General features: G+C 66.2%; 25 protein-coding genes. 12 read left to right on the forward strand and 13 right to left on the reverse strand.

All coding sequences use genetic code 11. The annotated features are described in order from the left end of the window. Positions 1-10: 10 nt before the first annotated feature. From ygiD to NWF24_RS26000, 10 genes are all read right to left on the reverse strand, one after another. A complete protein-coding gene (gene ygiD, locus NWF24_RS25955) occupies positions 11-931 on the reverse strand; it encodes a 4,5-DOPA-extradiol-dioxygenase (protein WP_258351053.1) in 921 nt (306 codons plus the stop codon). A gap of 76 nt (positions 932-1007) precedes the next feature. Further along, entirely contained in the window at positions 1008-2513 is a 1506-nt protein-coding gene (mctP, locus tag NWF24_RS25960) for a monocarboxylate uptake permease MctP (RefSeq protein ID WP_258351054.1), read from the reverse strand. Further along, complete coding sequence (locus NWF24_RS25965; protein ID WP_093075954.1) at positions 2513-2692, reverse strand: DUF3311 domain-containing protein; 180 nt, start codon at positions 2690-2692, stop codon at positions 2513-2515. The genes mctP and NWF24_RS25965 overlap by 1 nt, the downstream gene beginning before the upstream one ends. Positions 2693-2786: 94 nt before the next feature. Beyond that, on the reverse strand, positions 2787-3782 hold the full coding sequence (locus tag NWF24_RS25970; RefSeq protein WP_258351055.1) for an ABC transporter ATP-binding protein: 996 nt from the start codon (positions 3780-3782) through the stop codon (positions 2787-2789). After that, the gene (locus tag NWF24_RS25975; RefSeq protein ID WP_258351056.1) at positions 3779-4849 is read right to left on the reverse strand and encodes an ABC transporter ATP-binding protein; all 1071 of its coding nucleotides are present in this window, start codon (positions 4847-4849) and stop codon (positions 3779-3781) included. The genes NWF24_RS25970 and NWF24_RS25975 overlap by 4 nt, the downstream gene beginning before the upstream one ends. A gap of 25 nt (positions 4850-4874) precedes the next feature. Continuing rightward, a complete protein-coding gene (locus tag NWF24_RS25980) occupies positions 4875-5786 on the reverse strand; it encodes an ABC transporter permease (protein WP_258351057.1) in 912 nt (303 codons plus the stop codon). 71 nt (positions 5787-5857) lie between these two features. Continuing rightward, entirely contained in the window at positions 5858-7441 is a 1584-nt protein-coding gene (locus NWF24_RS25985) for an ABC transporter substrate-binding protein (RefSeq protein ID WP_258351058.1), read from the reverse strand. Positions 7442-7472: 31 nt separating this feature from the next. After that, positions 7473-8744, reverse strand: coding sequence for a M20 aminoacylase family protein (locus NWF24_RS25990; protein WP_258351059.1), 1272 nt, complete (start codon positions 8742-8744; stop codon positions 7473-7475). Position 8745: 1 nt separating this feature from the next. Then, a complete protein-coding gene (locus NWF24_RS25995; RefSeq protein ID WP_093048330.1) occupies positions 8746-9726 on the reverse strand; it encodes an ABC transporter permease in 981 nt (326 codons plus the stop codon). Between the two features lie 176 nt (positions 9727-9902). Next, positions 9903-11147, reverse strand: a complete 1245-nt coding sequence (locus tag NWF24_RS26000; protein WP_258351060.1) for a porin — start codon at positions 11145-11147, stop codon at positions 9903-9905. Positions 11148-11429: 282 nt separating this feature from the next. Between NWF24_RS26000 and coq7 the strand changes: the two genes are divergently transcribed. Then, positions 11430-12059 carry a 2-polyprenyl-3-methyl-6-methoxy-1,4-benzoquinone monooxygenase gene (gene coq7, locus NWF24_RS26005; protein WP_258351061.1) on the forward strand — a complete coding sequence of 210 codons (630 nt, stop codon included), beginning with the start codon at positions 11430-11432 and terminating at the stop codon, positions 12057-12059. 10 nt (positions 12060-12069) lie between these two features. Here coq7 and NWF24_RS26010 read toward each other — a convergent pair whose 3' ends face one another. After that, entirely contained in the window at positions 12070-12519 is a 450-nt protein-coding gene (locus NWF24_RS26010) for an OsmC family protein (protein WP_007834112.1), read from the reverse strand. A gap of 272 nt (positions 12520-12791) precedes the next feature. Here NWF24_RS26010 and NWF24_RS26015 point away from each other — a divergent pair, with 272 nt between their 5' ends. After that, on the forward strand, positions 12792-14021 hold the full coding sequence (locus NWF24_RS26015) for a porin (RefSeq protein WP_258355352.1): 1230 nt from the start codon (positions 12792-12794) through the stop codon (positions 14019-14021). A gap of 118 nt (positions 14022-14139) precedes the next feature. On the opposite strand, the gene NWF24_RS26020 is transcribed toward NWF24_RS26015, so the two are convergent. Further along, positions 14140-15270 (reverse strand): hypothetical protein, encoded by a 1131-nt coding sequence (locus NWF24_RS26020; protein WP_258351062.1) that lies wholly within the window; start codon positions 15268-15270, stop codon positions 14140-14142. Between the two features lie 50 nt (positions 15271-15320). On the opposite strand from NWF24_RS26020, the gene ilvA reads away from it, so the two are divergent. After that, positions 15321-16931, forward strand: coding sequence for a threonine ammonia-lyase, biosynthetic (gene ilvA / locus NWF24_RS26025; protein WP_258351063.1), 1611 nt, complete (start codon positions 15321-15323; stop codon positions 16929-16931). A gap of 69 nt (positions 16932-17000) precedes the next feature. Here ilvA and NWF24_RS26030 read toward each other — a convergent pair whose 3' ends face one another. Continuing rightward, positions 17001-17606: a type II secretion system protein N gene (locus tag NWF24_RS26030; RefSeq protein ID WP_258351064.1), complete on the reverse strand. Its 606-nt coding sequence runs from the start codon at positions 17604-17606 to the stop codon at positions 17001-17003. A 50-nt stretch (positions 17607-17656) separates the two neighbouring features. Here NWF24_RS26030 and gspG point away from each other — a divergent pair, with 50 nt between their 5' ends. The 9 genes from gspG (at position 17657) to gspD (ending at position 25645) form a co-directional block, all read left to right on the forward strand. Continuing rightward, complete coding sequence (gene gspG, locus NWF24_RS26035; RefSeq protein ID WP_093048308.1) at positions 17657-18097, forward strand: type II secretion system major pseudopilin GspG; 441 nt, start codon at positions 17657-17659, stop codon at positions 18095-18097. Further along, positions 18072-18584 (forward strand): prepilin-type N-terminal cleavage/methylation domain-containing protein, encoded by a 513-nt coding sequence (locus NWF24_RS26040; RefSeq protein ID WP_258351065.1) that lies wholly within the window; start codon positions 18072-18074, stop codon positions 18582-18584. Before gspG ends, NWF24_RS26040 begins: the two co-directional genes overlap by 26 nt. Beyond that, positions 18581-18964 (forward strand): type II secretion system minor pseudopilin GspI, encoded by a 384-nt coding sequence (gene gspI, locus NWF24_RS26045; RefSeq protein WP_258351066.1) that lies wholly within the window; start codon positions 18581-18583, stop codon positions 18962-18964. The genes NWF24_RS26040 and gspI overlap by 4 nt, the downstream gene beginning before the upstream one ends. Next, positions 18964-19650, forward strand: a complete 687-nt coding sequence (locus tag NWF24_RS26050; protein WP_258351067.1) for a PulJ/GspJ family protein — start codon at positions 18964-18966, stop codon at positions 19648-19650. Before gspI ends, NWF24_RS26050 begins: the two co-directional genes overlap by 1 nt. After that, positions 19647-20633 carry a type II secretion system minor pseudopilin GspK gene (gene gspK, locus NWF24_RS26055; protein WP_258351068.1) on the forward strand — a complete coding sequence of 329 codons (987 nt, stop codon included), beginning with the start codon at positions 19647-19649 and terminating at the stop codon, positions 20631-20633. The genes NWF24_RS26050 and gspK overlap by 4 nt, the downstream gene beginning before the upstream one ends. A gap of 126 nt (positions 20634-20759) precedes the next feature. Beyond that, positions 20760-21971 (forward strand): type II secretion system protein GspL, encoded by a 1212-nt coding sequence (gspL, locus tag NWF24_RS26060; protein WP_258351069.1) that lies wholly within the window; start codon positions 20760-20762, stop codon positions 21969-21971. Further along, positions 21968-22516, forward strand: a complete 549-nt coding sequence (locus NWF24_RS26065) for a type II secretion system protein M (protein WP_258351070.1) — start codon at positions 21968-21970, stop codon at positions 22514-22516. Before gspL ends, NWF24_RS26065 begins: the two co-directional genes overlap by 4 nt. A 22-nt stretch (positions 22517-22538) precedes the next feature. Then, entirely contained in the window at positions 22539-23339 is an 801-nt protein-coding gene (gene gspN / locus NWF24_RS26070; protein ID WP_258351071.1) for a type II secretion system protein N, read from the forward strand. A 5-nt stretch (positions 23340-23344) separates the two neighbouring features. Next, a complete protein-coding gene (gene gspD, locus NWF24_RS26075) occupies positions 23345-25645 on the forward strand; it encodes a type II secretion system secretin GspD (protein WP_258351072.1) in 2301 nt (766 codons plus the stop codon). Positions 25646-25658: the final 13 nt, after the last annotated feature.

The raw sequence follows: 25658 nt of genomic DNA on the forward strand, positions 1-25658 counted from the left end.
CCGGTCGCGCTCAGCCGAACTGCAGGCAACGCATGCTGAGCGTGCCCGACTGGAATCCCTCGTAGACCGTCTTCGCGCGCTCGCCGCTCCCGGCTGCGCCGAGCGCGTAGAGAAACGGGTAGTAATGGTCAGGCATCGCCACGGCGGTCGATGCGCCTTCCAGCTTCGCGTAGTCGACCAATGCGCGGTCGTCGCGGCCCGCCAGCGCGGACTTCACCGCATCGTCGAACGACTGTGCCCATGGACGGCTGGCGCTGGGCCCGTCGGGCGTTCCGCGGTCGGTGGCGCGCAGGTTGTGCACCACGTTGCCACTGCCCATCACCAGCACGCCCTTGTCGCGCAGCGCGGCAAGGTCACGGCCCACCGCGTAGTGGAAGGCGGCCGGCTTGTCGTAGTCGATGCTGAGCTGGAACACGGGAATGTCGGCCTTGGGGTAGAGGTGCTTCAGTACCGACCATGTGCCGTGGTCGAGGCCCCATTGCTCGGTGGCGATCACCGGCGTCTGCTTGACCACGCCGACGGTCTCCTGGGCAAGCGCGGGGTGGCCCGGTGCCGGGTACTCGATGTCGAACAGCGCCTGCGGGAAGCCGCCGAAATCGTGGATCGTCTTCGGCTTGGCCTGCATGCCGACACCGGTGGCGCCGCGGCTGAGCCAGTGCGCCGACACGCTGAGGATGGCCGAGGGCCGGGGCAGTTCACGGCCCCATGCCGACAGCCGGCGCGTGAAGGCGTTGTCGCTGATGGCGTTCATCGGCGAGCCATGGCCGATGAAGATCACCGGCATGCGGCGAGAAGCTCCACCAGCAGGTGCGTCGGCAGCTTGCACACTGCAAGCCAGCGAGGCCAGCACCGCGGTCGCGCCAAGGGCGGTGCCCATCAAGAAGCCGCGGCGGCCCAGTTCGGAGGTTGCAAGCGTTGTCGTCATTGGCATGGCGGCACTCTGCAACAGTTTTCGGCGCAAGGCGGTGCCTTTGCGCACACTTTTTTCGAAGATCGATGGTTCCGCCCTACTTCCTCGCGAGCACAGGCGCCTCACGCAGCGGCGCTCCCTTGACCACGAGTTGCACCACCACCGCGACCACGATGTTCAGCACCAGCGCCGCCAGCCCGGTGTAGAGCGTGTAGCTGCCATCGCCGATCACGAAGGTGTGGACCGGCTTGATGCCGTCCGAGAACGCCAGCCAGCTACCGCCGAGCAGCCCCACAGCCCAGCCCGCCAACAGCGCCGGTGCACGGAACCAGCCGAAGAACAGGCCGAACACCACGGCCGGGAAGGTCTGCAGGATCCACAGCCCGCCCAGCAACTGCAGATCGAGCGCGAACTGGGTCGGCAGGAACAGGATGAACACCAGCGCCCCCAGCTTGACCACCAGCGACACGATCTTCGCGACCTTGGCTTCGCCCGCCGGCGTGACGTCGGGCCGCACGTAGGCCTTCCAGAAATTGCGCGTGAACAGGTTGGCCGCACCGATCGACATCACCGCCGCCGGCACCAGCGCGCCAATGGCGATGGCCGCGAACGCAAAGCCCGCGAACCACGACGGGAACAGCGCATTGAAGAGCGCCGGCACCACGTCGTTGTTGCTCTTCACCGTGAGATGGGCCGCATAGGCCATGTAGCCCAGCAGCGCGATGAGCCCCAGCAGCACCGTGTAGGCCGGCAGGAAGACGGCGTTCTTGCGGATGGTGTTGGCACTCTTGGCCGCGAAGATGCCGGTGAGCGTGTGCGGATACATGAAGGCCGCAAGCGCCGAGCCCAGCGCCAGGCTCGCATACGGCAGGTACTGCGCCGGCTTGAGCGTGAGCCCCGTCGCGCCGCCCTTGGCCGCGAAGGCATCGCCGGCCGCGTGGAACACGCTGCCGTAGCCGCCGAGCTTCATGGGCACCAGCACCACCGCCACCAGCACCACGATGTAGATCATCAGGTCCTTCACGAAGGCAATGAGCGCCGGCGCGCGCAGCCCCGCCGAGTAGGTGTAGAGCGCCAGGATCACGAAGGCCGCCGCCAGCGGCAGCTCGCCCGTGAGTCCCAGCGCCTTGATGACGACCTCCATGCCGACCAGCTGCAGCGCGATGTAGGGCATGGTCGCGACCACGCCGGTCACGGCAATGGCCAGCTCCAGCGCACGCGAGCCGTAGCGCCCGTACACCACGTCGGCGGCAGTCACATGCCCGGCCTTGTGCGCGGCATGCCAGAGCTTCGGCATGATGATGAAGACGATCGGGTACACGAGGATGGTGTACGGCAGCGCGAAGAAGCCGTAGGCGCCCACGGCGTACACCAGCGCCGGCACGGCGATCACCGTGTAGGCGGTGTAGAAGTCGCCGCCCACCAGGAACCAGGTGATCCAGGTGCCGAAGTTGCGCCCGCCAAGGCCCCATTCGTCGAGGTGCGCGCCCTTGCCCTTGGCGCCACCGCTTTGCCAGCGCGAGGCCCAGAAGCCCATCACCGTGACCAGCACGAAGAAGAAGATGAAGACCGACAGCGCGGTCCAGTTGATCTGGCCGTCCATCATTCGTCTCCCTCTTCATACCCGCTGCGGTAGACGATCCAGATCAGCAGCGCGGTGATCGGCACCCACAGCAGCTGGTACCAGTAGAAGAAAGGAAAGCCGAACAGCTCCGGCAAGGGGCTGTTGTAGAACGGCAGCCACAGAAGCCCGATGAAGGGCAACAAGAGCAAGGCCCACATGTGCTGTTCTCCTTGGTGTGATTTTTACGAAAGCACCAAGGAGTTATAGACCTGAAGCCGAACACGCGGCGCCGACCCGGATTAAGCGGCCGTGCTAGATGCGGCCCTCCTCGGCCGCGTGGCAAGCGACTTGCACGCCATTGATGCTCAGCAGCTTCGGCCGCTCCGCCGAGCAGCGCGCATTGGCATGCGGGCAGCGCGGATGAAAGGCGCAGCCCGTGGGCGGGTTCAGCGGGTTCGGCACCTCGCCCTGCACCGGCGTGCGCTGGCGCCCCGTGTGCTTCATCTGCGGAATGGCGTCGAGCAGCATGCGGGTGTACGGATGCTGCGGCGCCGAGAACAGCTTCTGCTTGTCGGCCACCTCGACCAGCCGGCCCAGGTACATCACGCCGACCTGGTCAGCCACGTGGCGCACCACGGCCAGGTTGTGCGAGATGAAGAGATAGGTCAGGCCCTGCTCGCGCTGCAGGTCCTTCATGATGTTGAGCACCTGCGCCTGCACGCTCACGTCGAGCGCCGAGGTGGGCTCGTCGCACACCAGGAACTCGGGCTGCGTGGCGAGCGCGCGCGCAATCGAGATGCGCTGGCGCTGGCCGCCCGAGAACTGGTGCGGATACTTGCTCATGTCCAGCGGCGAGAGGCCGACCGACTTGAGCAGCTCGCCCACGCGCTCGCGCAGCGCGGCCTTGTCGCTCAGGATGTCGTGCTCGCGCAGCGGCTCGCCGATGATGTCCTCGACGATCCAGCGCGGGTTGAGGCTCGCGTAGGGGTCCTGGAAGATCATCTGGATGCGGCGGCGCAGCTTGCGTCCCTCGGGGGTCTTGAACGCGGCGTGCGCGTCCTGTCCGTCGAACTGCAGGCCGCCGCGCGTGGGCGCGTAGAGGCCCACCAGCAGGCGCGCCACGGTGCTCTTGCCGCAACCCGATTCGCCCACCAGCGCCAGCGTCTTGCCGCGCTCGATAGAAAAGCTCACGCCGTCCACCGCATGCAGCAGCACGCGCGGTTTGCGTTCGAGCACGCGGTTGAGCCAGGGCGGCGAGACGTCGAAGGTGCGCGCGAGGTCGTGTGCGACAACGAGGGGTTCGCTCATCGTGTCACCTCCACGATGGGTTCGGCTGCTTCAGGCGTGGCGCGTTCACCGGCCGCCAGTGCGTCGTGGTGCCGTGCCGCAATCTCGGCCTGGCCGGCATGCGGATCGGCGGCATCGTGCAGCCAGCAGGCGGCGCGCGTGGCGCCAGCATGCATGAGCTCGGGCCGCTCGGTGAGGCAGCGCGCAAAGGTGCGCGGGCAGCGCGGGTTGTAGGCGCAGCCCGTGGGAATGGCGTTGAGCCGTGGCATCGCGCCGTCGATCTGGTTGAGCCGCTCGCGGTCGCTCGTCATGTCGGGAATCGATGCCATCAGGCCCGAGGTGTAGGGGTGCGCGGGCTGGTGGATCACTTCGTGCACCGGGCCGATCTCGGCGATGCGGCCCGCATACATCACGGCCACGCGGTCGCAGGTTTCGGCGATCACGCCCATGTCGTGCGTAATCAGCATCACCGCCGCGCCGCGGTCTTTGCAGATCTGCTTGAGCAACTGGATGATCTGCGCCTGGATCGACACGTCGAGCGCGGTGGTCGGCTCGTCGGCCACGATGAGCTTTGGCTCGGCCGCAAGCGCCAATGCGATCACCACGCGCTGCCGCATCCCGCCCGAGAACTGGTGCGGGAAGTGATCGATGCGCTGCTCGGCGGCGGGAATTCCGGTGTCCTGCAGCAGGCCGATGGCGCGCTTGCGCGCTTCGCTTTCGGTCACGGGCAAGTGGGCGCGAATGGTCTCGATCAGCTGCCGGCCCACGGTGTAGAGCGGGTTCAGCGAGGTCAGTGGGTCTTGAAAAATCGCGCCGATCTTGCGGCCGCGAATGGGCCGCATCGCATCGAAGCCGAGGTTGTCGATGCGCTGGCCCTCCAGCAGGATCTCACCGCCGGCCACGCGGCCCGGCGGTTCGAGCAGGCCGATGATGGCCGCGCCCGTGAGCGACTTGCCGGCGCCCGATTCACCCACCACGCCGAGGATTTCGCCGGGCGCGATGTCGAATGAAATGCGGTCGAGCGCACGCAGCGTGCCGCGGCGGTGCGGGAATTCGACGACGAGGTCTTTGACCTGGAGCAGCGTCATGGTGGCGTTCTCCTTATCTTTCTCTTCAGCGCAGACGCGGGTTGAGCGCGTCGCGCAGCCAGTCGCCGAGCAGGTTCACGCTGAGCGCGATCAGCACCAGCATCAGGCCCGGAAACACCGTGATCCACCATTCGCCCGAAAACAGGTACTGGTTGCCGATGCTGATGAGCGTGCCCAGCGAAGGCGAAGTGGGCGGCACGCCCACGCCGAGGAACGACAGCGTGGCCTCGGTGATGATCGCGGTCGCCACCTGGATCGTGGCCAGCACCATCACCGGCCCCATCACGTTGGGCAGCACGTGGCGCAACATGATGCGCATCGGCGCTACGCCGGTGACGCGCGCGGCCTGCACATATTCCTTGTTGCGCTCCACCAGCGTGGAGCCGCGCACCGTGCGCGCGTACTGAACCCAGCCGGTCAGCGAGATGGAAATGATCAGCACGCCGAAGGCGAGTGACTCGTGCGCGCCGGGAAAGAGCGCGCGGCCGACGCCGGCGATGAGCAGCGCCACCAGGATGGGCGGAAACGACAGCATCACGTCGCACACGCGCATGAGGAACGAGTCGAGCCAGCCACCGAGAAAGCCGGCCAGCAGGCCGAATACGACGCCGACGACGACCGACAGCACCACCGACACCAGGCCGACGATCAGCGAGATGCGCGCACCGTAGATGACGGCCGAGTGAATGTCGCGGCCCTGGTCATCGGTGCCGAGCAGGTACTTGGACGAACCATCGGCGCTCCATGCGGGCGGCAGGCGCGCGTCGCTGAGCTCGAGGGTGGCGAGGTCGAAGGGGTTGTGCGGCGACACCCATCCGGCGAACACCGCGCAGACCACGCAGACCAGCGCGATCAGCGCCGCGCCAATGGCCACGGGCGATGTGCGAAAGCTGTAGCCGACATCGCTGTCGAGCCAACGGGCGAGTGTTTTTTTCATCGTGAGGCAAAAGGGATGGGCCCGCAAGAAGCGGGCCCATGGTCAGGCCGCCTTGCGGGCGGCCGGCGGGATCACGGCTTGATGCTCATCCACTTGAAGTACATGAAGTTGTCGGCCAGTTGCACCAGCTCGACCTTCTTGCTCACGCCCCAGGCCAGCGACTGCTGATGCAGCGGCAGGTGGCCGATGTCGTCGGCGTGCATCTTGAACGCCTCCTTGATCAGCTCGTTGCGCTTGGCCTTGTCGCTCTCGGACTGGATCTTCTTGGTCAGCTCGTCGAGCTTGGGGTTGCAGTACGCACCCAGGTTGAACTGGCCGGTGCCCTTGTCGTCGGGGCAGGAGGTGAGCGAGCTCAGCGCGTTGTGCGAGTCGTAGGTGGTCGGGGTCCAGCCCAGCATGTAGAAGCTGGTGTCGCGGCGCAGCACCTTCGGGAAGTAGGTGCCCTTGGTCTCGGCGACGAGGTTGATCTTCACGCCGATCTTCGCGAGGTTGGACGCGACGCTCTGGCAGATCTGGCCGTCGTTCACGTAGCGATCGTTCGGGCAGTTCAGCGACACCTCGAAGCCGTTCGGGTAGCCGGCTTCGGTCAGCAGCTTCTTGGCCGCCTCGACGTCGTAGGGCAAGCGCTTGTCCTGGTCGGCGCTCCAGCCGTTGATGCCAGGGCCGACCAGCAGGCCGGTGGGCTTGGAGGCGCCGCGCATCACGGTCTTCTGGATGCCGACGATGTCGATGGCCTGGTAGAAGGCCTGGCGAACGCGCTTGTCCTTGAACGGGTTCTTGCCCTTGATGTTCGAGTACTGCAGCTCGTCGCGCTTCTGGTCCATGCCCAGGAAGATGGTGCGCATCTCGGGGCCGGTGATCACGCGTGCGTTGGGCGCGGCGTTGATGCGGGCGATGTCCTGCACCGGCACGGGCTCCATCACGTCGACTTCGCCAGAGACCAATGCGGCCACGCGGGTGGCTGGGTTGGCGATGGGCGTGAAGATGATCTCTTGCGCGTTGCCGTCGATCTTGCCCCAGTAGGTGCCGTTGCGCGTGAACACGGTGCGCACGTTGGGCTGGCGTTCGCGCACGCGGAACGGGCCGGTGCCGTTGGCCTTGAACGAGGCGGTGTTCTCGATGCCCTTGCGGCGGTCCACCGGCTTGGTGGCCTGGTTTTCCTCGCACCACTTCTTGCTCATGATCATGGTGAGCGAGATCACGTCGGGCAGGATGGGGAAGGGGCCGTTGGTTTCGATCTCGACTGCGAGGTCGCCAACCTTGCGCACGGCCTTGATGTCGCTCAGCGTGGCGCGCAAGTCGGAGCCGTCGCCCTGGGCGCGCGCAAAGCTGAACACCACGTCGTCGGCGGAGAACGGGGTGCCGTCATGGAAGGTCACGCCCTTGCGCAGTTCGAAGCGCCAGACGTTCGGCGAGGTCTGCTTCCAGCTGGTGGCCAGCAGCGGTGCAAGGCTCAGGTCCTTGTTGCGGCCCACGAGGGTTTCATAGACGTTGGCGGTCACGCTCAGCTGCAGCGATTCGTTGAGCGAGTGCGGGTCCAGCGATAGCGCGTCCCCCTGGTTCGCGATGCGAATGGTCTGCGCGCCGGCGACCATGCTGACAGCGCTCAGGGCGCACAAAACGGCGGCCGCAGCCACACTTTTCCTGAAACTCATGGGAACACTCCTCGGGTTGAAATCAAACACATCACGTCGCCGCGGTAGCGGCGGCTTTCCCTGGCTGCGCACCGCGGGTAACGGCAAGCGGCATGCCCTGCTCGATCAGGCCGGCATGCAGCGCGGCGCCGAGCGGCAGGATCTCGTCATTGAAGTCGTAGCGGCTGTTGTGCAGGTAGGCGCCGTCGCGCACGTCCTGGCCGATGCGCAAGTAGGCGCCGGCTTTCTTCTGCAGCATGAAAGAGAAATCTTCGGCGCCCATGCTGGGCTCCATGCTTCGCTCGACGTTCTTCGCGCCGACCAGCGACTCGGCCACGTCGGCCGCGAACATGGCCTCGGGCGCAGTGTTGATGGTGGCGGGGTAGATACGCTCGTACTTGATGCTGGCGCTGGCGCCGAAGCCCGAGGCAATGGCCGCGCACAGCTCGTTCAGCCGCTGCTCGATCTGCGCCTGCACGCGCGCGCTGAAGGTGCGCACGGTGCCGACCAGCGTGGCCTCGCCCGGCACCACGCTCATCGCGCCGAGATCGCCGGCCTGCATCGCGCAGATGCTGATGACGGCCGCATCGATCGGGCGCACGTTGCGCGAGACGATGGTTTGCGCCGCCGTGATGATGTGCGCCGCGACGATCACGGGGTCGACGGTCTGGTACGCGTGCGCGCCGTGGCCGCCCTTGCCCTTGATGCTGATCGTGATGCGGTCGGCCGCGGCCATCATCGCGCCGCGGTTGATGCCAACGGTGCCGGCCGGCATGGCGGGCCAGTTGTGCATCGCGTAGACGGCGTTGACCGGGAAGCGGTCGAACAGGCCGTCCTCGATCATCACGCGCGCGCCGGCGAAGCCTTCTTCGCCGGGCTGGAAGATGAGCACGGCGGTGCCGTCGAAGTCGCGCGTCTCGGCCAGATAGCGTGCGGCGCCAACCAGCATGGCGGTGTGGCCGTCGTGGCCACAACCGTGCATGAGGCCCTCGCTGGCGGAGCGCCATCCGAAATCGTTGTCCTCGCGCATGGGCAGCGCGTCCATGTCGGCGCGCAGGCCGATCATGCGGCCGCTGGCCGTCGACCTGCCGCGAATGACGCCGACCACACCGGTCTTGCCGATGCCTTCGTGGATCTCGTCGACACCGCAGGCACGCAGGGCCTCGCGCACGCGGCCGGAGGTGTAGATCTCTTCGAAGCCGAGCTCGGGGTGCGCGTGCAGGTCGCGGCGGAAGGCCGTGATCTCGGGATAGAAGTTCGCAATGTGCGCGAACGCGCGGCCGGAGGCCTTCAGGCGCGGGGCCTCTGCTGTCGCTGCCATCATGTCAGTGCCCTCCCGCCTTGCCGACGCGCAATCGCGGATCGACCACGAAATACAGCAGGTCGACCACGAGGTTGATCACCACGAAGATCAGGGCAATGAGGCACAGGTAGGCCGCCATCACCGGGATGTCGGCGAAGGTCACGGCCTGGATGAACAGCAGGCCCATGCCGGGCCACTGGAACACCGACTCGGTGATGATCGCGAAGGCAATCAGGCCGCCGAGCTGCAGGCCGGTGATGGTCATCACGGGCACCAGCGTGTTCTTGAGCGCGTGGCCGAAGTGGATGGCGCGGTTCGTCAGGCCCCGCGCGCGCGCGAACTTGATGTAGTCGGTGCGCAGAACCTCGAGCATCTCGGCGCGCACCAGCCGCATGATCAGCGTGAGCTGGAAGATCGCCAGCGTCACCGCCGGCAACACGATGTGCTGCCAGCCGTCGGCGCTGAAGAGGCCGCTGGTCCACCAGCCGAGCTTCACTGTCTCGCCGCGGCCGAAGCTCGGGAACCACCCCAGCGTGACCGCGAAGACGAGGATCAGCAGGATGCCGATCAGGAAGGTGGGCAAGGACACGCCAAGCAGTGACACGGTCATGAACACCTGGCTCATGAAAGTGCCGCGGCGCAGCGCGGTGTAGACGCCCATCGGAATGCCGATGAACAGCGCCAGCACGGCCGCCACAAGCGCGAGTTCGAGCGTGGCGGGAAAGCGTTCGCCGATGAGGCGCGACACCTTCGCGCCCTGGCGCAGGCTCAGGCCGAACTCGCCTTGTGCAGCATTGACGAGGAAGTGCCAGAACTGCACGAAGAAGGGCTGATCGAGCCCCAATGCGGCGCGCAGCTCGCGGATCTGCTCAGGCTTGGCATCCTGCCCCAGCAGGAACACGACGGGGTCGCCGACGTATTGGAATAGGAGGAAGGCGATGAACGCGACCGCGATCATCACGATCACGGCCTGGATCAGGCGGCGCAGTACAAAGGCAATCATTCATCGAGCGGAGTGAACGGGGCATGCTAGCAGTGCAAGGTGCGTGCCCGCACGGTGGTTCCCCGGGGGTGCGCCTCGTGATTTCCTCAAGGATGCCCAGACGAAAAAAAGCCACTCGACTTTCGTCGAGTGGCTTTCGAGCTTTTGATTCGAAGCTGGCTTACGCCAGCGTCAAATTAGAAAGCGTGACGGATACCGAAGTCGTAGCCGGTGGACGAACGGGGCGTGAAGCCACCGGTGGTCACGAACGAAGGGCCGCCAACGGTCAGAGCTGCGCCGTTCTTGTTGCTGATGCGAGCAACCGTTGCGTACAGAGCCGTGCGCTTCGACAGGTTGTGCACGTAGCCCAGAGCCAGCTTGTTGGCCTTGGGATCAGGCGTGTTCACACCGAACAGCGTGGTAGGCGTGTTCAGGTCGTACTTGACGTGCGACCACGAAGCGCGGATCAGGCCAGCACCGACCGGCACGGTTGCGCCGAGCAGGTAACCGGTCACATCGGTGTCAGCACGGCCACCAGCCAGCGGCGTCACTTCGTAGTCAACCTTGTTCTTGACCTTCGACAGTTCACCGAACAGCTTCACGGGACCGAAGTCATACGAAGCGCCCAGGTTCAGCGTGTTGGTCTTGGTGGTCGTGCCGGCGTAGTAGTCGTCACCCACGGTGCTGCTGCCATAAGCCAGCGCAACGTCCAGAGGACCGTTGGCGTAGCCGAAGCGGCCACCGACGTAACGACCTTGACGTTGGCTGTTGGCCACGTTAGGCGTAGACAGACCAGGGCTGTACTTGGTCTTCTCTGCGAAGCCGTACTGCACTTGACCGTAGAAACCACCCAGGTTCGGCGGCAGGAAGTAGCCAACGACGTTGCTTGCGCGAACGTAGTTGCTGGTGCCGGTGTTGGTGGCGGCGCCGGTCGACGCTGCGGGGGTGCCGAAGGCGCCGAGCTGATTGCTGGACGAGAAGATCAGGTTGGTGCCAACGCCGTTGGTGCCGAACGGATCGAACACGGTGTCGTTCCAGAACGTGGCGGTGTAGTCACGACCCAGGCGAACTTCACCGAAACCACCCGACAGGCTGACGGTCGAGCGACGAGCGAACGTTGCAACACCTTCAGAGCCGTCATCGTTCTTGATCGGGGCTTCGAGCCAGAAGCTGGCTGCCAGGCCACCACCGAGGTCTTCCGTACCACGGAAGCCCAGACGGCTGGAGTTGTAACCCGAGTTAGCCAGTTCCGTGCGGCTGGCCTTGCGGCTGCCTTGGTTCAGATAGAACGGGTTCAGGAGCGTGGCCTGGTTCAGGTCACGCGAGGTGCTCGAATAGCCGCTGATCGACGCGTCGACCACACCAAACAGCGTGACGGACGACTGAGCCGAGGCAACACCGGCAACAGCCAGGGCAGCCAGAGCAACTAGAGATTTTTTCATTGCAAGTTTCTCCAAGGTTAAACATAGGGCTCCGGTGCGAAGGGCTCACCGTGACTGGCACTTTTGTGCTCCCACCGGACCCCGGGCCAACCTCCTTTTGGGAAGTTGATGCTATTGCACCAGAGCCGCTGCGGCAGGGCAAAACAATTCGCCCGAAATCTTGGAAGGCCCGCGCGTTTCGTTGCACGCTTGCAACAAAGGACTTAGGCCCCTCCGTACACCACTATGTGAAATATGACGAGGCTCCGGCATGGCATTTCGCATGTGCGTTCAAATAGGCGCATGACGCTCATGATCGACCCCGTTCTGACCGCGGCAGACGCGGCATTGCGCACGCTTTTTGCCCGCCCCCATGCCACGCGGGCGACGCCCGCCCCCTCACAGGCGCCGGGCGAGATGAGTGAAGCGGAACGTCGGGAAGCCGGCGCGCTGATGCGGGTGAACCATGTGGGTGAAGTCTGCGCACAGGCGCTTTACACAGCCCAGGCGGCAGTGACACGCGATCCCGCGCTGCGCGCCCATTTCATCGAAGCGGCGCACGAAGAAACCGATCACCTGGCATGGACCCGGCAGCGGCTTGACGAGCTGGGCGCGCGCCCGTCGATCCTGAATCCTCTCTGGTATGTGGGCGCCTTCGGCCTCGGTCTCGTCGCAGGCCGTCTAGGGGACCCGTTGAGCCTGGGGTTCGTCGCGGAGACCGAGCGCCAGGTAGAGGCCCACCTGGACAGCCACCTCGATCGCCTCCCGCCCGGAGACAGCGCATCCAAGGCGGTGGTCGAGCAGATGAAGCTCGACGAAGCCCGCCATGCGTCGCAGGCTGTCGCCGCCGGTGCGGCGGAGCTCCCGGCGCCGGCCAAGGCCCTGATGCGCGTGGCTTCCCGCGTGATGACCACGCTGGCGCACCGCATCTAGGCCGGCCGACTCAGGTTTCGATCAGGTCGAAGCTGGTGGTGATTTCGGCTGTCTTCGCCAGCATGATGCTGGCGGAGCAATACGTTTCGTGACTCAGTGCGATTGCGCGCTCCACGGCAGAGGCCGGAATTCCCTTGCCCGCCACGGTGAAGTGCATGTGGATCTTCGTGAAGACCTTCGGGTCTTTTTCGGCGCGCTCGCTGGTCAGCTTGACGCTGCAGCGCTCGACGCGATGGCGTCCGCGCTTCAATATGAGCACGACATCGTAGGCAGTGCATCCCCCGGTACCGGCAAGAACGGTCTCCATCGGCCGCGCGGCGAGATTCTGTCCGCCGTTCTCGGGCTTCGCGGCATCCGGTGCGCCATCCATCATCAGGACATGGCCGCTGCCCGTCTCGGCGACGAAGCCCATGGCCGATCGCGTACCCGCGTCACCGGTCCAACTTACTGTGCATTCCATGGTTTTCGGAGTTCCAAGTCTGAGATGTCGGGCAAAAATGCACGCCGACATCCATTTGTGTGTGGGAAAAGCATCACTCGCTTGTTGCAACGCAACAAACAGTCGATATACTTTATTTCATTGCGCAAACGTATGCGCACCCAGTTGTCTCCTCCACCCTTCCAATTGGTGGATTTAGCCCCGAGCTGCAAAGCTCGGGGCTTTTTTCTTTCCAGGGCCGCCCTCACCGGCCTTGGCGCCACTCTAGTTTTCGCACCGAAAGGGCAGTTGCTCTGGCTGCCCTGGCTGTCGCCGGTGTTGCCTCGGCTCAGTCGTCCGTCACGCTGTTCGGTGTGGTCGACGCGTCGATCAGCGGCTACTCGTCCAGTTCGCGTGACCAGAAGCCTACCGTTCTGCGCAACAGCTTCGGCATTCCCACCTACACGAACCAGGGCAGCGTCAAGGTCAGCCGCACGGCGCTGGCCAACTCGGGCTACAACACCAGCCGCCTGGGATTCCGCGGCACGGAAGACCTGGGTGGTGGCTTGGCAGCCAGCTTCTGGCTCGAAGCCCCAATTACCAATGACGACGGCGCCACTGGCGTTTCGAGCTTCGTACGTCGCTCAACCGTGAGCCTGTCGGGTGGATTCGGCGAACTCCGCCTGGGTCGCGACTACACCCCGACGTTCTGGAACGACACCGTGTTCGATCCGTTCGGCACCAACGGCGTTGGCTCGAACCTGATCAACACGGCCAACGGCTTCAACGCTGTAACCAACGGCGCCAAGGACACCGGCGGCTTCGGCGGCAACCAGAACTACTCCCGCGCCAGCAATTCGATCGGCTACTTCCTGCCGTCGAACCTGGGTGGCTTCTATGGCCAGGTGATGTACGCGTTCCACGAGAACGACAAGTACAGCAACGGCGGTTTCACCCCGAAGGACAGCGCAACGTCGAAGAGCCGCGCTGGCCGTTACATCGGTGGTCGCTTCGGCTACGCCAACGGTCCTCTGGACGTGGCGGTCGCCTACGGCAACAGCACGGTCGGCGACCAGTACTACGCCGGCACCACCGACTCTGTAAAGACCTTCAACCTGGGTGCCTCGTATGACTTCGGCCCCGTGAAGCTGTTCGGTGAACTGTCACGTGCCAAGAACTCGCGCGACTATGAAATCACCCCCATCGCCGGCGGCCGCCCCGACGTCGATCTGAACGGCTATCTGCTTGGCGTGACCGTGCCGGTTGGTGCTGGTTTGATCAGGGCTTCCTACTCGGCCGTCAAGTACGACTACAACCTGCCAGTCACCGCCAACCAACGCGACCCGAAGGCCAACAAGCTGGCACTCGGCTACGTGCACAACCTGTCGAAGCGCACCGCCCTTTACGCCACGGTTGCTCGCGTGAGCAACAAGAACGGCGCAGCATTGACCGTGGGTGGCCCGGCTTTCTACAACGCGGCTGCTGGCGTGTTCACGCCGAAGACCTCGACGGGCTACGACTTCGGCATCCGTCACGCTTTCTGATCTTCTTCGTTTGATCCCGATGCTGGCTCCCGCCAGTTCGAATCAGCAAAGCCTCAAGTCGCCCGGCTCACGCCGGGCGGCTTTTTGTCCTTTCTTCTCTCTCTTCACTCCCTTCTTCTCAGCTCGCCCGGCTACGCCGGCTTTGCAGCAGCCCCACATTCATTTCTCCGCTCAACACCGATGCGTAGAAACGCTCGACCATGTTGACGCTCGTGCGCGCATTGCGTGCCAAGGTCAGCATGTCGATCCCTTGCCCGTACAAGAGCCGCAGCGTGATCGCGGTATGGCGCAGACAGTAGAGCGTCCTCGATTGGCCCAGTGGCCCTTTCTCGAGCCCTGCCTTTTCGAGCACCCAGTGAAAGAAGAAGTTGAGCACCGCCAGCGCGTGCTCGCGGTTCTTCAACTGCGGCAGGAAGATGTAGTCTTCCGCCCCACCATACCCATGCTCGCCGCGATACGCGAGCAAGCATTCGTAGACCCGCACCGCAGGACACAGGCTCACGATGGGCTGACTGTGCCGCTTGGTCTCCGGCAGGTTCATCCGCAGATAGACGTGCTTGCCGCGCACGACCTCGATGTGCTTGTGCTTCATGAGCTTGATGTCGCTCGGACGCACGAAGGTGTTCACCATCCAGCGGATCAGCCAGGGCAGCTCGTCCGGCATGACGAGCAGTTCGCGCGCAATCCAGAAACGTTCGCCGGCCGCGAGTTGATCGAGCACCGGATGCGAGTGCCCACGCAAGCTGCGCGCGGTCTTGATGATCGTCCGGTACTCCGCAACGCTGAAGCTGCCGCGCGGCTGGCTGCGCACCTTGACCTTTGGAAAAGGAGGCGCATCGCGAAGCACACCGATGTGCACGCCGTGCATCACCACCTTGCGCAACAGCACCAGGTACTGGGCAATCGTCGTGCTGGTGAAACCTTGCTCTCCGAGGTGATCGATCAAGCGTTGCGCGTCGGCGGTTGCAAACGACTGCGCCGACACATCGCCCAGCAGCGGAACGATGTGCGCACGCAATCTGTTGCCCATCACCTGCCATGTGGCACGCCCAATTTCTTTTCGCTGAACGCGCGCGGCCTCCGCCTGCATCAGCCCTTTCGAAAGGTCACTGACAGAAATTGATAACAGATTCTGCTCATTTGTAAATTGATTGGCGGTCGGATGAATCGCGGGATACGCGCGTCCAAAAAATCCCGAATCATTTGCAGCTGGGGCTTTGCTGAAGAGGTTTATGACATTTGTGTCCATGTCATATCTCGCATGCAATCCCGATGCCTCTTATCATCAACAGTTAGCAAATGAAAACTCCCATGGAAAAAATCGTGCGCAATGCGCCTGTTAATCCGGCGCTCACGCCCGCCGACTATCTCAGAAAAATACTTAACGCTCGGGTCTACGACGTTGCCGTCGAATCAGCGCTCGAGAAGGCGCGCGCGCTCAGCGAACGGCTCGGCAACACCGTGCTGCTCAAGCGCGAAGACCAGCAACCGGTCTTCAGCTTCAAACTGCGCGGCGCCTATAACAAGATGGCGCATCTGAGTGCTGCGCAATTGGCAAGCGGCGTAATTTGCGCATCGGCTGGAAATCACGCGCAAGGCGTTGCATTGGGTGCGCGCAAACTCGGCACGCGCGCGGTGATCGTGATGCCTGTGACCACGCCCAAACTGAAAATCGATGCGGTGCGTGGTTTCGGCGGCGAAATCGTGTTGCATGGCGACAGCTATTCGGATGCCTATCTGCACGCACTCGAATTGCAGGCACAACAAAACCTGACTTTCGTGCATCCCTTCGACGACCCCGATGTCATCGCGGGCCAGGGCACCATCGCAATGGAAATCCTGCGACAGCACCAGGGCCCGCTCGATGCGGTGTTCGTCGCGATCGGCGGAGGCGGCTTGATCTCCGGCGTGGCCAACTACATCAAGGCCGTGCGACCCGAGATCAAGGTGATCGGCGTGCAGATGAACGACTCCGACGCGATGATGCAATCGGTCGCGGCCCATCAACGCGTGAACCTCTCCGACGTCGGCCTGTTCTCCGACGGCACGGCGGTCAAGCTGGTCGGCGAGGAAACCTTCCGCATCGCCAGCGAGCTGGTCGACGAATACATCGCCGTCGACACCGATGCCGTTTGCGCCGCCATCAAGGACATCTTCGTGGACACGCGCAGCATCGTCGAGCCGGCGGGCGCGCTGGCAGTTGCGGCCATCAAGGAATACGTTGCACAGCACGGTCGCCACGGCGAGACCTATGCGGCCATCCTGTGCGGCGCCAACATGAATTTCGACCGGCTGCGCTTCGTTGCCGAACGCGCCGAAGTCGGTGAGGAACGTGAGGCATTGTTCGCCGTCACCATGCCCGAAGAACGCGGCAGCTTCCGCCGCTTCTGCGAGCTGATCGGCGAGATGCCCGCGAGCGATGCCGAAGCCACGGGCGGTGGCGCACCGCGCAACGTGACCGAGTTCAACTACCGCATAAGCGACGCAGCCAAGGCGCATGTGTTCGTCGGTCTCACGACCTCGGCGCGCGGCGAGTCGGCCTTCATCGCGCGGACCTTCGACGAGCACGGATTCAACACGCTCGACCTCACGCACGACGAGCTTGCGAAGGAGCATCTGCGGCACCTGGTGGGCGGACGCACCGGCCTCGCACACGACGAGCGCCTGCTGCGCTTCGTGTTTCCCGAGCGCCCTGGCGCGCTGCTCAAGTTCCTGAGCCTGATGCAGCCGAACTGGAACATCAGCCTGTTCCACTACCGCAACCAGGGCGCCGACTACGGCCGCATCCTCGTGGGCCTGCAGGTGCCAGCCGGCGAAGCCGCCGAGTTCGACGCCTTCCTCGAAACGCTGGGCTACCCCTACGTCGAGGAAACAGCCAACCCGGCGTACCGGCTCTTTCTGCAGGCCTGAAAAAGCAGAAGCCGGCTCAAGGCCGGCTTCGATCGTTGGTGGGTCGCTCGCTCGTTCAGCTGTCCGCTGCTACTGCGCGGGTGCCTGTTGCGGCGGCGGTCCACCCGGTTGCTGCTGTTGCTGCGGCAACTGCGGCGGGGCCACCACGGCGGGCATCGTCGCAGGCAGAGGCCCAGGCGGCGCAGACATAGGCACTGCCGGCAACCCGGGGCTGGAAACACTGATCGGCGCGCGCACCGGCAATTGCAGCGTGAACGCCGCCGGGCCGTCGGCCTGCGTGCCGATGGTCGCCGAGCGCAGGCCCACTGACTGCAGCACATAGTTGTCGCCGACCGACGAACCGACACGGAACGGCCGCGGCGGCTTGCCATCGATGGAGATTAACGCGGCCCCCTGCTTCGAAGGGTCGGCCACCACACCCGACAGCGCAAAGCGGCTGGCCGCTTCGGGCGCCACCTGAGCGGTGCGTGACGCGGGCAGCACGCCCAGCAACCGGGCCACCGCATCCGAATCGGCCGTCACCGAAGGCCGCGGCATCGTCGCGGCCGCCGCCACGGCGTCGGTCGGCGAAGCCAGGCGCAGCGCCCAGAACACCGCGGCACCGGCCGCCAGCGCCCAAAGCCCCGTCGTTGCAAGTGGGGCATGCCAGCGAGCGGCTGAGTAGGGACTTGTCATGGCTGCGGATTATCATGCAGCGCGCTTTCCGAATCATGTCCGCCCAAGCTATGAACAAATTCCTCCGTGCCGCCACCCGCACCGCCCAACGCGGCTTCACGCTGATCGAACTGATGGTCGTGCTGGTCATCATCGGCGTGCTGGCGGCGCTCATCGTGCCGAACGTGATCGAGCGCGCCGACGACGCCCGCGTGACGGCCGCCCGCACCGACATCAACAACCTGATGCAGGCGCTCAAGCTCTACCGTCTGGACAACCAGCGCTACCCCACCGCCGAGCAGGGCCTGCAGGCGCTGCTCACGCGCCCGACCACCGGTCCGGCCGCACCCAACTGGAAGGCCTACGTCGAGAAGCTGCCCAACGACCCCTGGGGCCATCCGTACCAGTACATGAATCCGGGCATCAAGGGCGAGATCGACGTGCTCTCGTTCGGCGCCGACGGCCAGAGCGGCGGCGAGGGCAAGAATGCCGACATCGGCAGCTGGCAATAGCGGCTCGGGCGCGCTGCGCCGCAACCGGTATCCACGCCCCCACATCCACCCGACCCGCGGCTTCACGCTGCTGGAGCTGATCGTGGTGATTGCCATCATCGCGATCGCCACCGCCGCCGTCAGCTTCGCGATACGCGACACCAACGCCGCCAAGCTCGACCGCGAAGCCGACCGGCTCGCCGCCCTGCTCGAATCGGCCCGCGCCCAGTCGCGCGCCAGCGGCATCGTGGTGCGGTGGCGGCCCGTCGAGGGCAGCTTCGTGTTCGACGGCCTCCCGCCTGGCGCACTGCCCGCCAACTGGGCCGCCGAGGGCATCACCGCACAGACCTCTCTCGCCAACGGCACGCTGGTTCCCGCGCTGCAACTCGGGCCCGATCCGATCATCGCGGCGCAGCAGGTCATGCTCTATTCCGCCGGCCCGCCCGCGCGCGCATTACGCATCGCGACCGACGGCGTTCGCCCCTTCACCGTTTCGGCCGTGCAATGAGCGCGCGACGCCCTGCCCCGTCCTCCCGCATCGGCGGCTTCACGCTGATCGAAGTGCTGATCGCGCTCGGCATCGTCGCGCTGGCGCTGGCCGCGGGTTCGCAAGCCACCATGTCGCTCACGCGCAATGCGCAGCGCCAGTCCGACCTTGTGCTGGCCGACCTGTGCGCAGAGAACGAACTCGCCAAGGCCCGCCTGTCACGGCAGATGCCGGCAATCGGCGACTCGGGCTCCATCTGCCTGCAGGCCGGCGTCTCGTTCAACGTGACCACTTCGACCACGTCCACGCTGAACCCGAATTTCCGGCGCGTCGACGTGCAGGTGCGCGACGAAGCCGACGCGCCGATCCTGCGCATCTCCACCATCGTGGGGAGGTACTGATGCTCGCCCCCAGGTCCCGCGGCTTCACGCTGATCGAACTGCTCGTCGCCATCGCAGTGATGGCCCTGCTCTCGCTCATCAGCTGGCGCGGGCTCGACAGCATGTCCCGCGCCACCACGCAGAACCAGCAGCGCGCCGATGCCGTCCTCACGCTACAGGCCACGCTCGCGCAGTGGGGCGCCGACCTCGATGCCGTGACCACGCTCGCGCAGACCCGCCCGATCGACTGGGACGGCCGCGTGCTGCGGCTCACGCGCCGTGGCAGCGACGACGCGGCGCCTTCGGTGCAGGTGGTGGCCTGGATGCTGAAGTCCGACTCCGACGGCGTGCGCTGGCGGCGCTGGCAATCGCAGCCCTTCACCACGCGCGGCGAGTGGCAGCAGGCCTGGAACTTCGCCGCCGCCTGGGCACAGGACGGCGGCGCGAGCGCAGCCGGAGGCGGCTACAGCGACGTGCCGCTGGTGCCAGCCAGCAACTGGCAGCTCTATTTCTTCCGCGACAACACCTGGGTGCCGGCCAGCCAGTTGCCCGCCGTCGCGCCCAACCCCAACAATCCCGCGGGCCCCGTCGTCGCCATGCCCGACGGCGTGCGCCTCGTCATCACGCTACCGCCCGGAGACGGCCTCTCGGGCACTCTCACGCGCGACTGGGTCAAGCCGACCGTCGGATCGGCGAAATCATCATGACGGCAACAAAGAAGCACGAGTCCGGCGCCGCCCTGCTCGCCGCGATGCTGACCGTGATGCTCGTGGCCACCTTCGCCGCCGCGGCGCTGTGGCAGCAATGGCGTGCGGCCGAGGTCGAAGGTGCCGAGCGCGCGCGCGTGCAGGCCGCCTGGGTGCTGGTCGGAGCGCTCGACTGGTCGCGCCTGATCCTCAGCGAAGACGGCCGCACCGGCGGCCCCGACAACCTGGCAGAGCCCTGGGCCGTGCCGCTCGAGGAAGCGCGGCTCACGAGCTTCCTGGCGGCCGACAAGAACGTGTCGAGCGACAGCCTCGAAGGACTGCCCGATGCCTTCCTCTCGGGCCGCATCGTCGATGCGCAGTCCAAGCTCAACGTGCTGTCGCTGGTCGACAACGGCAAGCCAGTGCCCGCCAGCGTGGCTACCTTCACCCGGCTGTTCAACCTGCTGGGCCTGCCGGCGTCGGAACTCAGCCGGATGACCACGGGCCTGGTGGCCGCCCTTGCCACGGGCACCGCGACCGACGGTAGCGACAGCGGCGATCCCAGCGCCGCGCCGCTGATGCCGCAGCAGGTCTCTCAGCTGGTGTGGCTGGGCCTGTCGCCCTCGACCGCCGTCGCGCTCGAACCGTACGTGACGATCCTGCCGGTGAAGACCACGCTCAACCTCAACACCGCGAGCGCCGAAGCCATCAGCGCCAGCATGGAGTCGCTCAACATCGCCAGCGCGCGCCAGCTGGTGGAGCGCCGCACGCGCGCCTTCTTCAAGGACATTGCCGCCGCCAACGCCGCGCTGCCCAGCGGCAGCGCGCCCTTCAACGCGGCGCAGCACGGCGTGGGCACGCAGTACTTCGAGGTCTACGGCAGGCTGCGGCTGGAGCGCACCTACGTCGAGGAGCGCTCGCTTCTACAGCGCAACGGTGTCACGGTAACGACGATCTGGCGCACCCGCGGCGCCGGCGCAACGGACACTACGGTCAAACCCTGATTTCGATGCACTATTTGTAGACAAAAAGCCTTCGAACGCGCATGGCGTCTGCGCAACACGCTATCGAAACAAGAGCGTCCGCCTGTCAGACGCGCACCTACAATCACCGGCTTTTCCAAGATCCACATGACTCCCCTGCTGCTCATTGCCCCCCTCCCTCCGGCCGATGCCGCGGGCGAGTACGACTGGGCCCAGGCAGGCGACGACGGCATTGCATTGCGCGACCAGGGCCGCGCGTTGCTGGCGCTCCTGCCCTCGAGCGCTGAGGTCATGCTCGGCATTCCTTCCGTCGCGCTCTCGTGGCACCGTGTCACGCTGCCCAAGGGCAGCATGGGCAGCGCATCGAAGCTGCGCGCGGTGCTCGACGGCCTGCTCGAAGAGCACCTGCTCGACGAACCCGAAGCCCTGCACTTCGCGCTCGAACCCGATGCCAAGGCCGGCGCGCCCGTGTGGGTCGCGGCCTGCAATCGCATCTGGCTGCGCAGCGTCGTGCAAGGGCTCGAAGCGGCCGGGCGGCGCGTGGTGCGCATCGTCCCTGAGTTCGCGCCGCAGCCGGTCGACGGCCCGCCGCTGCTGCTGGTCACGGGCGAGCCCGAGGCGCCGCAGCTCACGGTGTGCGACGCCGACGGCGTGGTCTCGCTGCCGCTGGCTGGTGCGGGGCTGGCCCTGTCGGGCGGCCTGCCGCTGGACACCGCCGTCATCACCACCGAACCCGCCGTGGCCGAAGCAGCCGAGCAGCTGCTCGAACGCCGCGTGCCCATCGTTCAATCGCCGCAGCGCTGGCTGCAGGCCGCGCGCACGTCCTGGGAGCTCGCGCAGTTCGACCTCGCCGCGACCGGCCGCGCACGCGCCGGCAAGAAATTCGCGTCGGTCCTGCAAACACTGCGCTATGCGCCCGAGTGGCGTGCAGCGCGCTGGGGCGTGGTCGTGCTGCTGCTCACCCAGCTGATCGGCCTGAACGCCTGGGCCTGGAAGGAACGCAGCGCGCTCGAATCGAAACGCCAGGCCGCCAAGGCCATGCTGACCCAGACCTTCCCCTCGGTGAAGATCGTGGTCGACGCGCCGGTGCAGATGCAGCGCGAGGTTGCCGCGCTGCAGCAGGCCGTGGGCGACGTGGCGGGCAGCGACTTCGAACCCATGGTCGGCGCGCTCGCCGCCAACCTGCCGCCCGGCAAGGTGCCGAGCGCGGTCGACTACAGCGCCGGTCAGCTGCGCCTGCGCGGCCTCGGGCTGCAGCCGTCGGAGGTCTCGCAGATCACCGGCGCGCTGGCGCCGCGCGGCTACAACGTGCGCACCGAAGGCGACCTCCTGCTGGTGCAGGCCGAGGCCAACCGATGAATTTCAGCGAACAGCTCAAGGCCCACTGGGCCACCCTGGAGGTGCGCGAGCGCCGCATGGTCTACGCCGCCGCCGCACTCGTGGCACTGGCCTTGCTTTGGTGGATTGCGCTCGCCCCCGCGCTGCGCACGCTGGCCGCGGCACCGGCCGAACACGCGCAACTCGATGCGCAGCTGCAGCAGATGGCCACCTTGCAGAACCGCGCAAAGGCACTGCAATCGCAGCCGCGCCTGAACCGCGACGACGCGCTGCGCGCGCTCGAGACCTCGGTGCGCGACAGCTTCGGCGCCGGCAACGCGCAGCTCGTGACGACCGGCGGCGACGGCGCTGCTGCCGTCTCGCTGCGGTCCGCGCCCGCTGCCACCGTCGCCCAATGGCTTGGCCAGGCCCGCGGCAACGCGCATGCCGTGCCGCGCGAAGTCCACCTGACCCGCGCACCGACCGCAGCGCCGCCCGCACCGTCGCCCGGCGCAAAGGACACGCCGAAGACGCCGCAGGTCCGCTGGGACGGCACCGTCGTCATGGCGCTCCCCGCGGCGCGATGAGCGCGATGAGCAACAGGCCCGCATGCTGACCCGCCCTCCGATCTCCGAACCCCGGCCGCGCCGCGGCTGGCGCTGGGCTCTGCTCGGCATCACGGTCGGCGCGCTGCTGGCGGTGGTGCTGTTTGCGCCGGCGCGCTGGCTGTCGGCCGCACTGTCGAACTGGAGCCATGGCCGCCTCGTGCTGGCCAACCCACGCGGAACCGTCTGGAACGGCACGGCCGCCGTGGTCTTCGCCAGCGGCGCCGGCGGCGCGCAGGCGGTGTCGCTGCCCGGCCTGCTGCACTGGCGCATGCGCCCGGGCTGGAGCGGCATCTCCGCCAGCCTCGATCTGCCCTGCTGCGCCGCGCAGCCGCTTGAACTCAAGGCCAGTCCGCGCGCGGGCGGCATGCAGCTCGCATGGCAGGACAGCCGCTCGCGCTGGCCCGCCACCCTGCTCACCGGCCTGGGCGCCCCCTGGAACACGCTCAAGCTCGAAGGCGCGCTCGACCTGTCCACCAAGGCCTTCTCGATGCAGTGGGACGGCCCCGCGCTGCGCGTTGCAGGCCAGGCCACGCTCGACGCCACCGATGTTTCCTCCAGCCTGTCGACCCTGCGGCCGATGGGCAGCTACCGGCTCACGCTCGAAGGCGGCACCCGCCCCACGCTGCTGCTCAGCACACGCGAGGGCAGCCTCGAACTGAACGGCAGCGGCAGCTGGAACGGCACTTCCTTCCGCTTCAACGGCGAAGCCAGTGCCGCGCCCGGCCGCGAAGACGCGCTTTCCAATTTGTTGAACATCATCGGACGGCGCGAGAACGCGCGTTCGATCATCACCCTGGGTTGATCCTCATGATGAAGCCACTGTTTTCGACCGGCACCGTCGCACTCGCCGTGCGCGTGCTGATCGCCGCCACGTTCCTGCAGGGCGCACCCGCCGCGTTCGCGCAGACCGGCGATGCGCCGCGCCGCGGCGAGCCGATCACGCTGAACTTCTCCAACGCCGACATCGAGGCCGTGGCCCGCACCATGGCGGTGGTCACGGGCCGAGACGTGGTGGTCGACCCGCGCGTCAAGGGCACGATGAACCTCGTCACCGACCGCGCCATCCAGCCGGCCGCCGCCTTCAACCAGTTCGCCTCGGCGCTGCGCCTGCAGGGCTTCGCGGTGGTGGAGGCCGACGGCCTCTACAAGGTGGTGCCCGAGGCCGACGCCAAGCTGCAGAGCAGCACCGTCAACACATCCATCAGCGCCACGGCGTCCAGCGGCAGCAACCAGATCGTCACGCAGATCTTCCGGCTCAACTACGAGTCGCCGAACAACCTGCTGCCGGTGCTGCGCCCGCTGATTCCGCCGAACAACACCATCAACGTGAACCCGGGCAACAACTCGCTCGTGATCACCGACTACGCCGACAACATGCGCCGGCTGGCGCGCATCATCGCGTCGCTCGACGTGCCGAACGCGTCCGACATCGAGGTCATCCAGCTCAAGCACTCGGTTGCCACCGACATGGTGCCGCTGGTGCAGCGCCTGGTCGACGGCGGCGGCTCCGGCGCCCCGGGCGGCGCCGCACCTGGCGCGACGGATGCGTCGTTCCGCACCACGCTCATGGCCGACCCGCGCAGCAACTCGCTGATCTTGCGCGCGGCCAATCCGGCGCGCGTGGCGCTGGTGCGCACGCTGGTCGAGAAGCTCGACCGCGCGCCGACAGAAAGCAGCAACGGCGTGGCCGGCAACATCTACGTGGTCTACCTGAAGAATGCCGACGCGGTGCGCCTCGCCGCCACGCTGCGCGCCGCGATGGCGGCAAACCAGCAGAACACAACGCCGGGCGCGGCCGGCGCCGCGGGTGGCGGTGCGACGCCCCAGCAGAGCGCGCCGCAAGCCATGCAGGTGAACCTGAACAGCGGCGGCAGCCAGAGCGGTGGCTCGGCGGCCGCCAACGCGCCGCTGAACAACGCCAACCAGCCCTCGACCGGTGGCCAGATCCAGGCCGACCCGACGACCAACTCGCTGATCATCACCGCGCCCGAGCCGCAATACCGCCAGATGCGCGCCGTGATCGACAAGCTCGACGGCCGGCGCGCGCAGGTCATGATCGAGGCGCTGATCGTCGAGGTCAACGCCACCAAGGCCGCCAAGTTCGGCGTGCAGTGGCAAAGCGCGCTGGGCAACAACGCCGTCATCGGCACCAACTCCTCCCTCAACGGCGGCAACATCCTGGCGCTGACCCAGGCGCTGGCCACCAAGGATGCCTCCGGCCTGGCAACGTCGGTCCAGTCTGGCCTGAATCTCGGCATTGCCGGCAAGATCGGCGGCCAGTACATCCTGGGCGCGGTGGCGAATTTCTTCAGCAACGACAACGACGCCAACGTGCTCTCGACGCCCAACCTGCTGACGCTGGACAACGAAGAAGCCAAGATCGTCATCGGCCAGAACGTGCCGTTCCCGACCGGCTCCTACGCCAGCACCTCGGGCTCGGTGGGCGTGAACCCGTTCACCACCGTCGAGCGCAAGGACGTCGGCCTCACCCTGCGCGTGCGTCCGACCATCAACGAGAACGGCACCGTGAAGATGACGATCTTCCAGGAGATCTCGAACGTCGCGCCCGGCACAACCACCGACCCCAACGGCCCCACCACCAACAAGCGCTCGCTCGAATCCAGCGTGCTGGTGGAAGACGGCGGGCTCGTCATGCTCGGCGGCCTGCTGTCGGACACCTACGGCACCAACACTGAAAAGGTGCCCTTCGCCGGCGACATCCCGGTGGTCGGCAACCTGTTCAAGAGCGAGAACCGCTCGCGCGTCAAGAACAACCTGATGATGTTCCTTCGCCCGGTGGTGATGCGCGACGCCACGTCGACCGAAGCCTTCGCATTCGATCGCTACGACCAGATCCGTGGCCTGCAGCAGGCGGCCCAGCCCAACACCGACAACGTGATGCTGCGCAACGTGAATGCCGCGCCCGTGCTGCCGGAGTCGCCGCCGTTGGGCACAAGCAGCAACAGCCGGGGTGGCCTGCGCGAGCAAGGCACCCAACTGATCCCGCCGCCCGCGCTGCCCGCCGACAACCGCAAGCTGGCGCCGAGCACCCTGCGCGGCGCCCTGCCGCCGACCGCCGACCCCGTGAGCACGCGCGAACTGCCTTGATACTGCCTTGATG

Source organism: Variovorax paradoxus, assembly GCF_024734665.1.
Lineage (GTDB): Bacteria > Pseudomonadota > Gammaproteobacteria > Burkholderiales > Burkholderiaceae_C > Variovorax.

Coding starts and splice junctions, on each gene's coding strand:
- NWF24_RS26010 (WP_007834112.1), bottom strand. CDS start 12,519: ATGGAATGCACAGTAAGTTGGACCGGTGACGCGGGTACGCGATCGGCC.
- NWF24_RS26020 (WP_258351062.1), bottom strand. CDS start 15,270: ATGGACACAAATGTCATAAACCTCTTCAGCAAAGCCCCAGCTGCAAAT.
- ilvA (WP_258351063.1), top strand. CDS start 15,321: ATGAAAACTCCCATGGAAAAAATCGTGCGCAATGCGCCTGTTAATCCG.
- NWF24_RS25990 (WP_258351059.1), bottom strand. CDS start 8,744: ATGATGGCAGCGACAGCAGAGGCCCCGCGCCTGAAGGCCTCCGGCCGC.
- gspL (WP_258351069.1), top strand. CDS start 20,760: ATGACTCCCCTGCTGCTCATTGCCCCCCTCCCTCCGGCCGATGCCGCG.
- gspK (WP_258351068.1), top strand. CDS start 19,647: ATGACGGCAACAAAGAAGCACGAGTCCGGCGCCGCCCTGCTCGCCGCG.
- mctP (WP_258351054.1), bottom strand. CDS start 2,513: ATGGACGGCCAGATCAACTGGACCGCGCTGTCGGTCTTCATCTTCTTC.
- NWF24_RS25975 (WP_258351056.1), bottom strand. CDS start 4,849: ATGACGCTGCTCCAGGTCAAAGACCTCGTCGTCGAATTCCCGCACCGC.
- NWF24_RS25995 (WP_093048330.1), bottom strand. CDS start 9,726: ATGATTGCCTTTGTACTGCGCCGCCTGATCCAGGCCGTGATCGTGATG.
- NWF24_RS26030 (WP_258351064.1), bottom strand. CDS start 17,606: ATGACAAGTCCCTACTCAGCCGCTCGCTGGCATGCCCCACTTGCAACG.
- NWF24_RS25970 (WP_258351055.1), bottom strand. CDS start 3,782: ATGAGCGAACCCCTCGTTGTCGCACACGACCTCGCGCGCACCTTCGAC.
- NWF24_RS26065 (WP_258351070.1), top strand. CDS start 21,968: ATGAATTTCAGCGAACAGCTCAAGGCCCACTGGGCCACCCTGGAGGTG.
- gspI (WP_258351066.1), top strand. CDS start 18,581: ATGAGCGCGCGACGCCCTGCCCCGTCCTCCCGCATCGGCGGCTTCACG.
- NWF24_RS26050 (WP_258351067.1), top strand. CDS start 18,964: ATGCTCGCCCCCAGGTCCCGCGGCTTCACGCTGATCGAACTGCTCGTC.
- NWF24_RS25980 (WP_258351057.1), bottom strand. CDS start 5,786: ATGAAAAAAACACTCGCCCGTTGGCTCGACAGCGATGTCGGCTACAGC.
- coq7 (WP_258351061.1), top strand. CDS start 11,430: ATGACGCTCATGATCGACCCCGTTCTGACCGCGGCAGACGCGGCATTG.
- ygiD (WP_258351053.1), bottom strand. CDS start 931: ATGCCAATGACGACAACGCTTGCAACCTCCGAACTGGGCCGCCGCGGC.
- NWF24_RS25985 (WP_258351058.1), bottom strand. CDS start 7,441: ATGAGTTTCAGGAAAAGTGTGGCTGCGGCCGCCGTTTTGTGCGCCCTG.
- gspG (WP_093048308.1), top strand. CDS start 17,657: ATGAACAAATTCCTCCGTGCCGCCACCCGCACCGCCCAACGCGGCTTC.
- NWF24_RS25965 (WP_093075954.1), bottom strand. CDS start 2,692: ATGTGGGCCTTGCTCTTGTTGCCCTTCATCGGGCTTCTGTGGCTGCCG.
- gspD (WP_258351072.1), top strand. CDS start 23,345: ATGATGAAGCCACTGTTTTCGACCGGCACCGTCGCACTCGCCGTGCGC.
- gspN (WP_258351071.1), top strand. CDS start 22,539: ATGCTGACCCGCCCTCCGATCTCCGAACCCCGGCCGCGCCGCGGCTGG.
- NWF24_RS26000 (WP_258351060.1), bottom strand. CDS start 11,147: ATGAAAAAATCTCTAGTTGCTCTGGCTGCCCTGGCTGTTGCCGGTGTT.
- NWF24_RS26040 (WP_258351065.1), top strand. CDS start 18,072: ATGCCGACATCGGCAGCTGGCAATAGCGGCTCGGGCGCGCTGCGCCGC.